Source organism: Streptomyces sp. LUP47B (genome assembly GCF_001746295.1).
In the GTDB taxonomy this organism is placed as follows: Bacteria; Actinomycetota; Actinomycetes; order Streptomycetales; family Streptomycetaceae; genus Streptomyces.
Window position 1 is genome coordinate 165,311 of sequence record NZ_MJAH01000002.1, and the last position, 13,883, is coordinate 179,193.

General features: G+C 71.0%; 13 protein-coding genes. 4 read left to right on the forward strand and 9 right to left on the reverse strand.

The genetic code is table 11. The features are described from left to right. The first annotated feature begins 3 nt into the window (after positions 1 to 3). Positions 4 to 2,724, forward strand: coding sequence for a pyruvate, phosphate dikinase (gene ppdK, locus BFN33_RS07345; RefSeq protein WP_069759094.1), 2,721 nt, complete (start codon positions 4 to 6; stop codon positions 2,722 to 2,724). A gap of 129 nt (positions 2,725 to 2,853) precedes the next feature. Here ppdK and BFN33_RS07350 read toward each other — a convergent pair whose 3' ends face one another. Continuing rightward, complete coding sequence (locus BFN33_RS07350; RefSeq protein WP_069759095.1) at positions 2,854 to 3,333, reverse strand: excalibur calcium-binding domain-containing protein; 480 nt, start codon at positions 3,331 to 3,333, stop codon at positions 2,854 to 2,856. A 178-nt stretch (positions 3,334 to 3,511) separates the two neighbouring features. On the opposite strand from BFN33_RS07350, the gene BFN33_RS07355 reads away from it, so the two are divergent. Next, the gene (locus BFN33_RS07355; protein WP_069759096.1) at positions 3,512 to 4,438 is read left to right on the forward strand and encodes an oxidoreductase; all 927 of its coding nucleotides are present in this window, start codon (positions 3,512 to 3,514) and stop codon (positions 4,436 to 4,438) included. A 6-nt stretch (positions 4,439 to 4,444) separates the two neighbouring features. Here BFN33_RS07355 and BFN33_RS07360 read toward each other — a convergent pair whose 3' ends face one another. The 6 genes from BFN33_RS07360 to BFN33_RS07385 all read right to left on the reverse strand — a co-directional run bounded on the left by BFN33_RS07360 (position 4,445) and on the right by BFN33_RS07385 (position 10,800). Then, on the reverse strand, positions 4,445 to 5,095 hold the full coding sequence (locus BFN33_RS07360; RefSeq protein ID WP_069759097.1) for a LysE family translocator: 651 nt from the start codon (positions 5,093 to 5,095) through the stop codon (positions 4,445 to 4,447). Positions 5,096 to 5,167: 72 nt separating this feature from the next. After that, complete coding sequence (locus tag BFN33_RS07365) at positions 5,168 to 5,929, reverse strand: SDR family NAD(P)-dependent oxidoreductase (RefSeq protein ID WP_069759098.1); 762 nt, start codon at positions 5,927 to 5,929, stop codon at positions 5,168 to 5,170. Positions 5,930 to 6,004: 75 nt separating this feature from the next. Continuing rightward, positions 6,005 to 6,589 carry a TetR/AcrR family transcriptional regulator gene (locus tag BFN33_RS07370; RefSeq protein WP_069759099.1) on the reverse strand — a complete coding sequence of 195 codons (585 nt, stop codon included), beginning with the start codon at positions 6,587 to 6,589 and terminating at the stop codon, positions 6,005 to 6,007. Between the two features lie 46 nt (positions 6,590 to 6,635). Further along, positions 6,636 to 6,986 (reverse strand): nitrite reductase small subunit NirD, encoded by a 351-nt coding sequence (gene nirD, locus BFN33_RS07375; RefSeq protein WP_069759100.1) that lies wholly within the window; start codon positions 6,984 to 6,986, stop codon positions 6,636 to 6,638. Further along, complete coding sequence (gene nirB, locus BFN33_RS07380) at positions 6,983 to 9,586, reverse strand: nitrite reductase large subunit NirB (RefSeq protein WP_069759101.1); 2,604 nt, start codon at positions 9,584 to 9,586, stop codon at positions 6,983 to 6,985. Before nirB ends, nirD begins: the two co-directional genes overlap by 4 nt. Then, positions 9,586 to 10,800, reverse strand: coding sequence for an NAD(P)/FAD-dependent oxidoreductase (locus BFN33_RS07385; protein ID WP_069759102.1), 1,215 nt, complete (start codon positions 10,798 to 10,800; stop codon positions 9,586 to 9,588). The genes nirB and BFN33_RS07385 overlap by 1 nt, the downstream gene beginning before the upstream one ends. Before the next feature lie 373 nt (positions 10,801 to 11,173). On the opposite strand from BFN33_RS07385, the gene cpt reads away from it, so the two are divergent. Then, complete coding sequence (cpt, locus tag BFN33_RS07390) at positions 11,174 to 11,719, forward strand: chloramphenicol phosphotransferase CPT (protein ID WP_069759103.1); 546 nt, start codon at positions 11,174 to 11,176, stop codon at positions 11,717 to 11,719. Here cpt and BFN33_RS07395 read toward each other — a convergent pair. Continuing rightward, positions 11,703 to 12,335, reverse strand: a complete 633-nt coding sequence (locus BFN33_RS07395) for a class F sortase (RefSeq protein ID WP_069759104.1) — start codon at positions 12,333 to 12,335, stop codon at positions 11,703 to 11,705. The two genes, cpt and BFN33_RS07395, sit on opposite strands and share 17 nt — an antisense overlap. Before the next feature lie 107 nt (positions 12,336 to 12,442). Then, positions 12,443 to 12,961 (reverse strand): hypothetical protein, encoded by a 519-nt coding sequence (locus BFN33_RS07400; protein ID WP_069759105.1) that lies wholly within the window; start codon positions 12,959 to 12,961, stop codon positions 12,443 to 12,445. 277 nt (positions 12,962 to 13,238) lie between these two features. Here BFN33_RS07400 and BFN33_RS07405 point away from each other — a divergent pair, with 277 nt between their 5' ends. After that, positions 13,239 to 13,820: an NADPH-dependent FMN reductase gene (locus BFN33_RS07405; protein ID WP_069759106.1), complete on the forward strand. Its 582-nt coding sequence runs from the start codon at positions 13,239 to 13,241 to the stop codon at positions 13,818 to 13,820. Positions 13,821 to 13,883 lie beyond the last annotated feature (63 nt).

Sequence of the window (13,883 nt, forward strand, 5' to 3'; positions counted from 1 at the left end):
CCCGTGTCGGAAAACAAAGAACCCCACGTAGCGAAGTTCGTTTACGACTTCACCGAGGGAAACAAGGACCTCAAGGACCTCCTGGGTGGCAAGGGCGCGAACCTCGCCGAGATGACCAACCTGGGACTCCCCGTTCCCCCTGGCTTCACCATCACGACGGAAGCCTGCAAGGTCTACCTGGACAGCGGCGAGGAGCCCGCGGCACTGCGTGACGAGGTGAGTGCGCACCTCGACGCGCTGGAGCAGCGCATGGGCAAGAAGCTCGGCCAGGCCGACGACCCGCTGCTCGTCTCGGTCCGCTCCGGCGCGAAGTTCTCCATGCCGGGAATGATGGACACGGTCCTGAACATCGGTCTCTCCGACAAGTCGGTCCAGGGGCTCGCCAAGCAGGCCGGCGACGACCGTTTCGCCTGGGACTCCTACCGACGGCTCATCCAGATGTTCGGCAAGACCGTCCTCGGCGTCGACGGCGACCTCTTCGAGGAGGCCCTCGAGAAGGCCAAGGAGGCCAAGAAGGTCACGGTCGACACCGACCTGGAGGCCGCCGACCTCAAGAAGCTCGTCACCGCCTTCAAGAAGATCGTCAAGAAGGAGGCGGGCCGGGACTTCCCGCAGGACCCGCGCGAGCAGATGGACCTCGCCATCCACGCGGTCTTCGACTCCTGGAACACCGACCGCGCCAAGCTCTACCGCCGCCAGGAGCGCATCCCCGGCGACCTGGGCACCGCGGTCAACGTCTGCTCGATGGTCTTCGGCAACCTCGGCCCCGACTCCGGCACCGGCGTCGCGTTCACCCGTGACCCCGCCTCCGGCCACCAGGGCGTATACGGCGACTACCTCCAGAACGCCCAGGGCGAGGACGTCGTCGCGGGCATCCGCAACACCGTCCCGCTCGCGGAGCTGGAGCAGATCGACAAGAAGTCGTACGACCAGCTGATGCAGATCATGGAGACGCTGGAGAACCACTACAAGGACCTCTGCGACATCGAGTTCACCATCGAGCGCGGTCAGCTGTGGATGCTCCAGACCCGGGTCGGCAAGCGCACGGCGGGTGCGGCCTTCCGGATCGCGACCCAGCTGGTGGACCAGGGCCTGATCGACGAGGCGGAGGCGCTCCAGCGCGTCACCGGCGCCCAGCTCGCCCAGCTGATGTTCCCCCGCTTCGACGAGAACACCAAGGTCGCGCAGGTCGGCCGGGGCATCGCGGCCTCGCCGGGCGCGGCCGTCGGCAAGGCGGTCTTCGACTCGTACACCGCGGTGAAGTGGTCGCGTTCGGGCGAGAAGGTCATCCTGGTCCGCCGGGAGACCAACCCGGACGACCTCGACGGCATGATCGCGGCCGAGGGCATCCTGACCTCGCGCGGCGGCAAGACCTCCCACGCGGCCGTGGTCGCGCGCGGCATGGGCAAGACCTGTGTCTGCGGCGCGGAGGAGCTGGAGGTCGACACCAAGCGCCGCCGGATGACGGTTCCGGGCGGCCATGTGGTCGAGGAGGGCGACGTCATCTCCATCGACGGCTCGTCCGGCAAGGTCTACCTGGGCGAGGTCCCGGTCGTGCCCTCTCCCGTCGTCGAGTACTTCGAGGGCCGGATGCACGCGGGCGCCAACGACGCCGACGAGCTGGTCGAGGCCGTGCACCGGATCATGGCGTTCGCGGACCGCAAGCGGCGCCTGCGGGTGCGGGCCAACGCGGACAACGCCGAGGACGCGCTGCGCGCCCGTCGCTTCGGCGCCCAGGGCATCGGCCTGTGCCGTACCGAGCACATGTTCCTCGGTGACCGCCGCGAGCTGGTCGAGCGGCTGATCCTGGCCGACACGGAGACCGAGCGCGAGGAGTCGCTGAAGGCGCTGCTCCCGCTGCAGAAGCAGGACTTCGTGGAACTGTTCTCGGCGATGGACGGGCTGCCGGTGACGGTACGGCTGCTGGACCCGCCGCTGCACGAGTTCCTGCCCGACATCACCGAACTGTCGGTCCGTGTGGCGCTCGCGGAGTCCCGTCAGGAGCCGCACGAGAACGAACTGCGGCTGCTCCAGGCCGTGCACCGGCTGCACGAGCAGAACCCCATGCTGGGCCTGCGCGGAGTGCGCCTCGGCCTGGTCATCCCCGGCCTGTTCACCATGCAGGTCCGCGCGATCGCGGAGGCGGCGGCCGAACGCAAGAACGCCAAGGGCGACCCGCGCGCGGAGATCATGATCCCGCTGGTGGGCACGGTCCAGGAGCTGGAGATCGTCCGCGAGGAGGCCGACCAGGTCGTCGCGGAGGTCGAGGCGGCGACGGGTGTGGAGCTGAAGCTGTCGATCGGCACGATGATCGAACTCCCGCGCGCCGCGCTGACCGCCGGCCAGATCGCGGAGGCCGCGGAGTTCTTCTCCTTCGGCACCAACGACCTCACCCAGACGGTGTGGGGCTTCAGCCGGGACGACGTGGAGGCGAGCTTCTTCACCGCCTACCTGGAGAAGGGCATCTTCGGGGTCTCCCCGTTCGAGACGATCGACAAGGACGGCGTGGGCTCCCTGGTGAAGCTGGCCGCCGAGGCGGGCCGCAACACCCGCCCCGACCTCAAGCTCGGCGTCTGCGGTGAGCACGGCGGCGACCCGGAGTCGGTCCACTTCTTCCACGAGGTGGGTCTGGACTACGTCTCCTGCTCCCCGTTCCGCATCCCCGTGGCCCGCCTGGAGGCGGGGCGCGCGGCGATCACGGCGAACGGCAGCGACCACCGGTAGGCCCCTGACGGCCCCCGCGACCCCGGATCCGCCGCCCGTCCCCGACCCTCACCCGATGGGCGACGGCTCCGGTCCACGAAGAGAGGGCGGCACCCTTGTGCGGGGGTGCCGCCCTCTCGTCTGCGGCTCTCAGCTGTCGCAGGCCACCCCGTCGTTGTCCCGGTCCAGGTGGGAGGCGTAGCCCGGCTCGCCTCGGTGGATCGGTGCGGCGCCGGCGGCGCGGGCCTCCGAGCAGTTTGCGTAAGAGACGCCGGCGGGGTCCGGATCGGACCCGGAGCCGGTGTCCGCCGCGGCCTGTGCCGTGACCGTCCTGGTGACCTTGACCGTCTTCGTGGTGGTCACCGTGGGCGCCGGTGCCGGTTCAGCCGTCGCCGTGGCCGTGGCCGTCGCTGTCACGGTCACCGTCGGCTGTGGCTTGGCGGCGGCCGGCTTCGCGTCGCTCGTCGTCTTGTCCGGGTCGCCGCTGCCTATGCCGACGCCGAGGAAGAGCGCGAGCGCGAGGGCGGGCAGGACGTACCGCTTCCGGGCCCACTTGGGGGTGGGCCGGGGAGCGGGTGTCGGTGTCGGCTGCCACGGCGGCGCGGGCTGATTGTTGTACGGGTTGGCCATGTCGTCCCCCTGGAGGTGTTACGTGAGGGGATGACCGTATTGCTGCCGTCGCAGTTGTGGAGGTGAAGTGTTCATTCCGTGACCAAGACATGTCAGGTGGCGTCCGGAGCTGCGATGACTGCGCGCCGCGCCCTCCGCTCGTAGGCTGAGTCCCACCGTCTGCGGAGGGAGCCCGGCCATGTCAGGTTGGAGTGCGAGGGCCGTCCCGGATCAGAGTGGACGTGTCGCCGTCGTCACCGGGGCCAACAGCGGGATCGGGTACGTCACCGCGCGGGAGCTGGCCCGCAGGGGCGCCCGATTGCTGCTCGCCTGTCGCAGCGAGGTGCGTGGCGCCGGGGCCCGGGAACGGCTGGTCGCCGAAGTGCCGGGCGCGGAGGTCGAGTTGGCCCGTCTGGATCTCGGGGACCTGGCCTCCGTACGGGAGTTCGCGACGGCGTATCCCTACGACCGCCTCGACCTGCTGGTCAACAACGCGGGCGTGATGGCACTGCCGTACGGCACCACGGCGGACGGCTTCGAGACGCAGTTCGGCACGAACCACCTGGGCCACTTCGCGCTGACCGGTCTGCTGCTGCCCACGCTTCTCGAGACACCCGCCGCGCGCGTCGTGACCGTCTCCAGCACGGCGCACGCGCTGGCCAACATCGACATCGACGACCTCAACAGCGAGCGCCACTACCGCCGTTGGGTCGCCTACGCCCGCTCCAAGACCGCCAACCTCCTCTTCGTGCACGAACTGGCCCGCAGGCTGTCGGCCCACGGCTCGGACGTGGTCGCGGCGGCGGCGCACCCGGGTTACGCGGCCACCAACCTCCAGACGGCGGGCCCGAAGATGTCGGGCCGCAGGGCGGCGGAACGCTTCATGCGGGTCGGCAACCGTTTCTTCGCCCAGTCCGCCGACGCCGGCGCCCTCCCCACCCTCTACGCGGCCACGGTCCCCGACGTACCGCCCGACTCCTTCACCGGCCCGTCCCTGGCGGGGTGGCGCGGTTCCCCGGCCCCCTCCTGGCGGGCCCCCTGGACCCGCGACGACCGGGCGTCCGAGCGGCTTTGGACAGCTTCGGAAGGGCTCACCGGGGTGGCATACGACCCCCTGAAGGTCTGAGAACCCTCAGTCCTTCCGCCCCGTCACCGCCACCGTCACACCCAGCCCGATCATGGTCAGTCCGCCGACCCCGCCCACCAGGGACAGCCGGCGCGGCGAGCGGGCGAACCAGCCCCGCGCGGTCGCCGCGACCAGCCCCCACACGGCGTCGGAGACCAGTGCGATGACGTTGAACACCAGCCCGAGCAGCAGCATCTGCGCGGCCACCCGACCCTGGCCGCGGTCCACGAACTGCGGCAGTACGGCGGCGAAGAACACGATGGTCTTGGGGTTGGTCACGCCGACCGCGAACCCCTCCCAGAACGTCCGCAGTCCGCCGTGCCCCGCCGCCGCAGCCGTCACGTCCTCGGCGAACGCCGCACGCAGTGACCCGCGCCCGCGCCACGCCTTGACGCCCAGGTACACGAGGTAGGCGGCACCGGCGAGCTTGAGCGTGGTGAAGACCAGGACCGAGCGCTCCACGATCGAGCCGACCCCGAACGCGACGGCCAGGACCAGCACGTAGGCGCCGACCGTGTTCCCCGCCACCGTGGTCAGAGCGGCGCGCCGGCCCTGAGCGAGCGCCCGGCCGATCACGAACAGCACGCTGGGTCCGGGGACCACGATCAGCAGGAACGACATGGCCGCGAAGGCGAGAAGACGGTCGGTGGGCACCATGCCGCCATGCAAGCACGGGGGATCCGCGCCCTCCAGCGGATTTTTCTCCTGCCGGTTCTCGCCGGTGGATTCTCAGGCCGTCGCGCCGCTGTCCACCACCAGGTCGGTGCCCACCACCGACGAGGCGTCGTCCGAGGCCAGGTACAGGACGGCGGCGGCGATCTCGGACGTGGTCGAGACACGGCCCAGGGGGAGGGCGGCCTTCACACGCTCGGCGCGGTCCGCCTCCGTCTCGCCGGGGCGCAGGGACATCGGGGTGTCCACCGGGCCGGGGCTGACCGCGTTGATGCGGACGCCGTCGTGGATGTGGTCCAGGGCCGCGCCCCGGGTGAGGGCGGAGACGGCCGCCTTGGTGGCGGCGTACGCGGCGGCGCCGGGGGCGCGGGTGTGGGCGCCGAACGTGGAGGCGATGTTCACGATCGCGCCGCCGGAGGGCTGCGAGCGCATCTGGCGGATCTCGGCCCGGAGCGCCAGGAACATCCCGGTGAGGTTGATGTCGAGCTGCTCCTGCCAGTCCGCCGACGACAGTTCGGCCAAGGGCTGTCCGCCCCGGAACACCCCCGCGTTGTTGACGGCCACGTCGAGCGAGCCGAAGCGGTCCACCGCGGCGTGCACGACGGCCCGGATCTCGGTGTCCCGTGCGACGTCCCCCGTCACCATGAGTGCCTTGCCGCCCGCCTCCTCGATCAGTCGGACCGTTTCCGCCAGCGGCTCCCGCCCGCGTCCGGCGACGACCACCTGTGCACCCGCCGCGGCGAACGCCAGGGCGATGGCTCGGCCGATTCCCGAGCCCGCGCCGGTGACGAGAGCGGTCCTGTCGATGAAGCGCGTCATGATCTCCCCTGATTCTTGACCGATCGGTTCAGTATGGCGGTAAAAAAAGGGGCGCCGCCCGCCCTGAAAAAGGGTTCAGTCGAGCAGCGCCAATGCCTGTTCCGCCGCGTCCCGCACCCGGGCCGGGTCCGCCGAGGCCTTGCCGACGACACGCAGTCCCTGGAGCAGCACCAGCAGCATCCTGGCGAGGGTCAACGGGTCCCGGTCCGCCGGGAGTTCGCCCTGCGCCTGCGCACGGACCAGCGCCGAGTGCAGCACGGTCTCCAACTGGTCCCAGTTGCGCTCGACGTGCCGCGCGGCCGCCGGGTCGTGCGGGGCCAGTTCGGCCGCCGCGTTGGTGACCATGCAGCCGTTCCGGCGCAGTTGCTCGTCGGCGGCCTCCGTGGCGTATCGCCGTACGACCGCCCGCACGGCGGGCAGTGCGGGCCCCGGCTGGGACAGCTCCCGCACGATCGGCGGGAGCCCCGCCCGGTCGTAGCGGTCCAGCGCCCTCAGATACAGCTCGTGCTTGCTGCCGAAGGTGGAGTAGATGCTGGCCCGCCCGATACCGAGGTGCTCCACGAGGTCGGACATCGACGTCGCCTCGTAGCCGCGCCGCCAGAACAGCTCCAGAGCTGCCTGCAGCGCGGCCTCGGGATCGAACTCCTTGGTCCTGGCCACGTATCGCAGCCTAGGCTTATCGAGAACGGTCGGTCAAGAAAGGTTCCTACGCCGCCCGCACCGCGTACGTCGTGATCCGTACCGACTCGTCGTCCAGGCACTGCCCGGTCTCCAGGTCGAAGCGCTGCTTCAGCAGGGGCGAGGCCACGAACGGCCGTCCCTGGTGGGTGCCGGTCAGGCCGCGGGAGAGGACCGCCGCGCCGCCGAAGGGGTCGCGGTTGTCGACGGCGTACAGGTTGCCGGCGCGGTCGCGGAACAGGGCGGCCTGACGGCCGTCGGGCAGCAGGGCCGCCACGCCCCGGCCGGGGAGCAGCCGGGCCAGCTCACAGATCGCGAACCAGTCGTCGTTCAGCCGGAGTTCGACCTTCAGGTCGGTGGTCTCGGGTGCCAGGGTCATCGCTGGGCGCTTCCTTCCAGGGGACGGTGGCCGATGGTCAGCAGCGGCAGGTCGGGCTTGATCTGCTCGCGCTCGGGGACGAATCCGACGACCGGGTCGGGGGTGTCGGGGGCGTTCACGAAGGACACGAACCGGGCGAGCTTCTCGGGGTCGTTGATGGTGGTCGCCCACTCGTCGGCGTAGTGCGCCACGTGGGCCGTCATCAGGGACTCCAGCTCCTCGCAGATGCCGAGGGAGTCCTCCACGACCACGTCACGGACGTGGTCCAGGCCGCCGGGGATGCGCTCCAGCCAGGTCGAGGTGCGCTCCAGACGGTCCGCGGTGCGGATGTAGAACATCAGGAACCGGTCGATCAGCTTGATCAGTTCGGCGTCCGAGAGGTCCTGGGCCAGCAGGTCCGCGTGGCGGGGGGTCGCGCCGCCGTTGCCGCCGACGTAGAGGTTCCAGCCGCTCGCCGTGGCGATCACGCCGAAGTCCTTCGACTGGGCCTCCGCGCACTCGCGGGCACAGCCCGACACCGCCGACTTGAGCTTGTGCGGCGACCTCAGGCCCCGGTAGCGCAGCTCCAGGTCGATCGCCATGCGGACCGAGTCCTGGACGCCGTAGCGGCACCAGGTCTGGCCGACGCAGGACTTCACCGTGCGCAGGGACTTGCCGTAGGCGTGGCCGGACTCGAAGCCGGCGTCCACCAACCGGGTCCAGATCAGCGGGAGTTGCTCGACGCGGGCGCCGAACATGTCGATCCGCTGACCACCGGTGATCTTCGTGTAGAGACCGAAGTCGCGGGCGATCTCGCCGATCACGATGAGGCCCTCCGGGGTGATTTCACCGCCGGGGATGCGCGGGACGACCGAGTAGGAGCCGTTCTTCTGGATGTTGGCCAGGAAGTGGTCGTTGGAGTCCTGGAGGGAGGCCTGCTCGCCGTCCAGGACGTAGTTGCTCGCGCCGATGGTCGGGGCGAGGGAGGCGATGATCGAGCCGACCGCCGGCTTGCAGATCTCGCAGCCGTCGCCGCCCTTGGCGCCGTCCCGGCCGTAGCGGTCCAGCAGGTCCTGGTAGGTGTTGATGCGCAGGGCGAGGACGATCTCGTAGAGCTCCTCGCGGGTCTGCGAGAAGCAGCCGCACAGGCCCTTGTCGACCTCGACGCCGGACGCCTCCAGCTCCGCGGTGACCAGCTGGCCCAGCACCTTGACGCAACTGCCGCACGTCGTACCGGCCTTGGTGCACTTCTTCACCTCGGGCACGGTCGTGCACTGGTGGTCGGTGACCGCGGCGCGGATCGTGCCCTTGCGGACGTTGTTGCAGGAGCAGATGATCGCGTCGTCCGGCAGCGCGGTCGGGCCGAGCTGGACGGACTCCCCGGCGCCGGCGGGCAGCACCAGCGACTCGGGCTTGACCGGCGGGACCGAACCGGTGAACGCCTTCAGCGTGCCGTACGCCTCCGCGTCGCCGACCAGGATGCCGCCGAGCAGCGTGCCGTCGCGGCCGATGACGAGTTTCTTGTACAGACCCGCACGCGAGTCGGAGTAGACGACGTCGAGGCAGTCCGCGGTCGCGCCGTGCGCGTCACCGAAGGAGGCGACGTCCACGCCCAGCAGCTTCAGCTTGGTGGACAGGTCGGCGCCCAGGAAGGCGGCCTCGTCGGAGGCGATGGTCGCCGCGGCCGTCTCGGCCTGCTCGTAACCGGGGGCCACCAGGCCGTACACCCGGCCGTCGGAGGCCAGCGCGCACTCGCCGATCGCGAAGACATGCGGGTCGGAGACCGTACGGCACTGCTCGTCGACCGTGATCCCGCCGCGCTCGCCGACCGTCAGACCGCAGTCGCGGGCCAGCTGGTCACGCGGGCGGACACCGGCGCTGAACACCACCAGATCGGTGGCGAGTTCACTGCCGTCGGAGAGCTTCATACCGGTGACGGCACCCTCGGCGTCGACCACGATCTCCTGCGTGCCCACCCCGGTGTGCACGCTCAGGCCCATCTCCTCGATGGTGCGCAGCAGCGCCGCGCCACCGCCCTCGTCGACCTGCACCGGCATCAGCCGCGGCGCGAACTCCACGATGTGGGAGGTCAGTCCGAGACCCTTCAGCGCGCCGGCCGCCTCCAGACCGAGCAGACCGCCGCCGACCACGGCACCGGTGGTGCGGGTCTTCGCGTACTCCTCGATGGCGAGGAGGTCCTCGATCGTGCGGTAGACGAAACAGCCCTGGGCGTCCTTGTTGGGGACCGGCGGCACGAACGGATAGGAGCCGGTGGCGAGGACGAGGGTCTCGTAATCGAAGACCTGCCCGGACCTCGCGGTGACCTTCTTCGCCTCCCGGTCGACGGCGACGGCCGGGTCGCCGACGTACAGCTCGATGCCGTGCGTCTCGATGAACTCCATGTCCGTCATGGAGAGGTCCTCGGGTGTCTTGCCCGAGAAGTACGAGGTGAGCGCGACCCGGTCGTACGCGGGACGCGGCTCCTCGCACAGCACGACCACGCGGTGGGTGGCGGTCATGCCGCGCTCGGCGAGGGCTTCGAGGAAGCGCTGCCCGACCATGCCGTGGCCGACGAGCACGATCGTGGGGGTGGCCTCCGTGGCCTCCGGGGTGGCGGTCATCAGGAGCCTCCATCGTTGGTGAGCAGGTGGAGCAGCGGGCCGCCGGCGGAGGGGAGCGGCTCTGCTCCCTCCCAGGCGCGGGCGAGCGCGCCGACGGTGCCGAGTTCGCCGACGAGGACCCCGCCGACCAGGCGGTCGTCGCGGACGACGACCTTGCGGTAGGTGCCGCGGGTGGCGTCCGCGAGCTGGACGACGTCGTCGCCCGGGAGCGCCTCGGTCTCGCCGAACGCCGCCAGGTCGAAGGCGCTCTGCCCGGGGAGCGTGAGCCTGGTCAGCGAACGGGTGCCGGTGTAGCGGGCGTTCGCCCGGCCCGCCAGCAACTCGGCGAGCACATCGGCCTGTTCGAGGGCCGGGGTGGCGAGGCCGTAGACGTTGCCGTCGTGCTGGGCGCAGTCGCCGATGGCGTGGATGTACGGGTCGGACGTACGCAGTTCGTCGTCGACGACGACTCCCTTGCGGACCTGAAGGCCCGCGGTCTGCGCCAGGCCGACACGGGGATGGACCCCGCAGGCCAGGACCACGATCTCGGCGTCGAGCGCGTATCCGTCGGCCATCTCGACCGAGCGGACCGCGCCACCGACACAGCGCACGTCACGGACGCGCAGATCGGTGTGGACCTCGACACCGAGGTCCACAAGGTGACGCCGGACCAGCTTGGACGCGCTCGGGTCGAGCTGGCGCTCCATCAGCCGCTCGGACTGCTGGGCCAGCATGACCTGGGCGCCACGCTGGGCGAGCGCGCGGGCCGCCGAGACCCCGAGGAGCCCGCCGCCGATCACGACCGCCTTCACTCCCGGCCGGACCGCCTTGGACAGACCCAGGCAGTCGTCCATGGTGCGGAAGGCGTGGACGCCCTCCGGCAGTTCGTGGTCGGGGGTGAACAGACCGCGCAGCGGCGGCAGTACCGGGTTCGAGCCGGTGGCCAGAACCAGCCGGTCGTATGCGATCTTCGAACCGTCCGCGCACTCGACGGTCCGCGCCTCGCGGTCGATGCCCAGGACCCGGGCACGGGTCAGCGCGGCCGGTGCCGGAAGCGCGATCACGTCCGGGGTGTACCGTCCCGCCAGCACCTCGGCGAGGAGCACCCGGTTGTACGGGGGGTGCTCCTCCTCGCCGACGAGCGTCACGGGCGTGCCGAGCTCTCCGAGCCGCCGGGCGAGCCGGACGCCCGCGAGCCCGGCGCCGATCACCACCACACGCGTATTCGAGGTCATGTTCAGGAGCGTGCGTTGCGGGTGTTACCCGACCGCATCACGTCTGTTTCCCGCGGGGAACGCTGCCCTCAACAGGTGCCGGGACCGGATGTGAGGGTTCGGCGCTGACGGCTGGTGCGCACTGTGAGGAGGGCCGCGGTGCGGGCGTCGGTGCCGGTGAGGACGTCCGGCGTGGTCTACGACCCGGTCTCCGTCAGCCTCCTCGACAGCGCCCCCGCTCCGCCGCGGTGTGACGGGACGCACGTTCCGCCGCCGCGATCAGGCGGTCCGGGGCGTCCACGGGTGCCCTGTGCCGCACGGCCCCCGGTCGCCTGCGCCTTCCTCGGCGTTTATTGCGTACGAACAAGCGCTCGCCCGACGCTAACGTAACGCCGTGACGACTCAGGTGATCGTGCTCAACGGCGGTTCCAGCTCCGGCAAGTCCGGGATCGTGCGCTGTCTGCAGGCGGTTCTGCCGGAGCCGTGGCTGGCCTTCGGGATCGACGGGTTCGTCGAGTCGATGCCCGCCTCGCTCCAGTCCTCCGGCACGGGCATCGAGTTCGCGGCGGACGGCGGAGTGAGCGTGGGCGAGGAGTTCACGCGGCTGGAGGCGGCCTGGCGGGCCGGAGTCGTCGCGACGGCCTGGGCGGGCGCCCGGGTGATCGTCGACGACGTGTTCCTGGGCGGCGCGCACTCGCAGGAACGGTGGCGGAAGGCGCTGGACGGACTGGACGTGCTGTGGGTCGGCGTCCGGTGCGACGCGCAGGTGGCCGCCGGGCGGGAGATCGTCCGGGGCGACCGGTCGCGGGGGATGGCCGAGAAGCAGGCGGAACTCGTCCACCAGGGCGTGGTCTACGACATCGAGGTCGACACCACCCATACCGAGGCCCTGGACTGCGCGCGCACCATCGCCGAGGCCGTCGTCAGCGGTTCCCGGTGAGGTGCGCGAACACCACCACGTTCCCCCGGTATCCGGTCGAGCGTGAGTAGCCCCCGCCGCAGGTGATCACCCGCAGCTCGGGCCTGTTCGCGGCCCCGTACACCTTCTCGTCCGGGAAGTTCTTCGCGTCGTACACCTCGACGGCGTCCACCGTGAACACCGCGACGCTTCCGTCGCGCCGGTCCACCTCGATCGCACTGCCCTTCCGGAGGGCGCCGAGGTCGTAGAAGACGGCGGGTCCTTCGGCGTTGTCGACGTGCCCGGCGAGAATCGCGGTGCCCGTCTCGCCCGGGGTGGTGCCGGCCTCGTACCAGCCGGCGAGGTTCTTCCGGCCGGCCGGCGGGACGTCGAGACTGCCGCTCCGGGTGAGGGCGAGGCCCATCAGCGGCGCGTCCACGCCGATCGCGGGGATGCGCACGCGGTCCGGTGGGGACGGCGGCAGCGCGGGTACCCCGGCTCGGCCGGCGGTGCCCCCTGTGCGGGAGTGCGCCTGAGCGGCGGACGGCTGCGGCGGGGCGTGCGTCTCGGCGCCGCTGCGCAGCAGCCACGCGCCGGTGCACAGGGCCACCACGGTGACGCCCGCTATGACGCCGTTGCCGAAGCTTCGGTTGCGCACAAGACCTCCTCTACGGCCTGCCCGTCCCCCTCCGGGCCGCGAGGGGCGTCGGACACGGAGGGGGAGGGGACATGCGGTACCGGCGGACGGACAGCGGAGGGTGTCCGTCAGATCCCGTCGCCTCTCGCCCGGCGATGCAGGAGCCAGGTACCGCCCGCGGCGGCGACGGCGAGAGCCGCCACACCGGCCGCGGTCTGCACGGGATCGGGGCCAAGAGCGCCACCGACCCCCGTCTTCACACTTCCTCTGGGACGCACCGGCTGACCTTGCGAGGTCAGCGTGACCACCAGGTCACCGGTCACCCGCCGGCCGCCCCGCGCACAGGTCGCGGCGATCTCGTACGTCCCCGGCTGCGCGCTCGGCGGCACTCGGAACTGTCCGATCGCGTCACCCTCGTGCGTGCTGGGCGCCAGCGTGAAGGAGTCCGCGCCCACCGCGCCGGCGTCCCCCTGCGCGGTACCGCCGTCCCCGCACGCGGCCGTGTTCACCGTGACCTGGCCGCCCGGCACCGCGGACGACGGGAACACCTCGAGACCGTCCGAGTTCCCGGCGTACGCGGGCGCACAGACGAGACCCGCGGCGACGACGAGCGCGCTGCCGGTCAGCAGCCGGGCGGTGGGGCGCATGTTGCTCCTTCGAGCTCTCGAGTGGATCCCTGTGCCTTCGAGGTAAGTGGCAGTGGGCCGAGCCCGCTTCCTGAGAGTTCGTCAGAAATGTGGTGAATGGGTGTCAGTTCCCTGCGCCCCGCGTCGGTTCGGGTGGAGTTTCAGCAGGTCATCGCCGTACTGCGAGCAGGCCGGCGAAGACGTACCGAAGAGTGCGGGGCGCGCGTGTGAACGGGTGACCCCTCGTCCGCGATCCGCGCTTGACCTCAACTTTGGTCGAGGTATCAGGCTGGTCCGCATGCAGACAGACACCGCTCCTCTTCATGTCGCCCTGGTCATCGGCAGCAACCGCCACGGCCGCTTCGGCCCCGTCGTCGCCGACTGGCTCCTCGACCGCCTCCGCGACCGCGACGACCTGGTCCCCGAGATCGTGGACGTGGCCGGGACCGACCTGCCCATGACCATGGCACCGAGCCCCGAGGCGACCGCCGCCCTCGCCTCGGTGACCCCGAAACTCGCGTCGGCGGACGCCTTCGTGGTCCTCACGCCCGAGTACAACCACTCCTACCCGGCCGGCCTGAAGAACCTGATCGACTGGCACTTCACGGAATGGCAGGCCAAGCCGGTGGCCCTCGTCTCGTACGGCGGCATCTCGGGCGGCCTGCGAGCGGTGGAACACCTCCGCCAGGTCTTCGCGGAACTCCACGCGGTGACGGTCAGGGACACGGTGAGCTTCCACAACGCCGGGGGCTCCTTCGCCGACGGTCGCCCGAAGGATCCGTCGGGTCCGGACGCCGCGGCGAAGACGATGCTGGACCAGCTGGTCTGGTGGGGGCGGGTGCTGAGGGAGGGGCGGGCCGCCCGTCCGTACGGAGGGTGAGCGGGCGGGCGGTCGGGGATGTGGGCCGGGCTCCCGTGTCGGCGCTACGGTGAGGCGATGGGC

Bases quoted from the DNA above. Each gene is read 5' to 3' on its own strand.
- BFN33_RS07350 (WP_069759095.1), bottom strand. From the start codon at position 3,333: ATGGCCAACCCGTACAACAATCAGCCCGCGCCGCCGTGGCAGCCGACA.
- BFN33_RS07355 (WP_069759096.1), top strand. From the start codon at position 3,512: ATGTCAGGTTGGAGTGCGAGGGCCGTCCCGGATCAGAGTGGACGTGTC.
- BFN33_RS07360 (WP_069759097.1), bottom strand. From the start codon at position 5,095: ATGGTGCCCACCGACCGTCTTCTCGCCTTCGCGGCCATGTCGTTCCTG.
- BFN33_RS07365 (WP_069759098.1), bottom strand. From the start codon at position 5,929: ATGACGCGCTTCATCGACAGGACCGCTCTCGTCACCGGCGCGGGCTCG.
- nirD (WP_069759100.1), bottom strand. From the start codon at position 6,986: ATGACCCTGGCACCCGAGACCACCGACCTGAAGGTCGAACTCCGGCTG.
- nirB (WP_069759101.1), bottom strand. From the start codon at position 9,586: ATGACCGCCACCCCGGAGGCCACGGAGGCCACCCCCACGATCGTGCTC.
- BFN33_RS07385 (WP_069759102.1), bottom strand. From the start codon at position 10,800: ATGACCTCGAATACGCGTGTGGTGGTGATCGGCGCCGGGCTCGCGGGC.
- BFN33_RS07400 (WP_069759105.1), bottom strand. From the start codon at position 12,961: ATGCGCCCCACCGCCCGGCTGCTGACCGGCAGCGCGCTCGTCGTCGCC.
- BFN33_RS07405 (WP_069759106.1), top strand. From the start codon at position 13,239: ATGCAGACAGACACCGCTCCTCTTCATGTCGCCCTGGTCATCGGCAGC.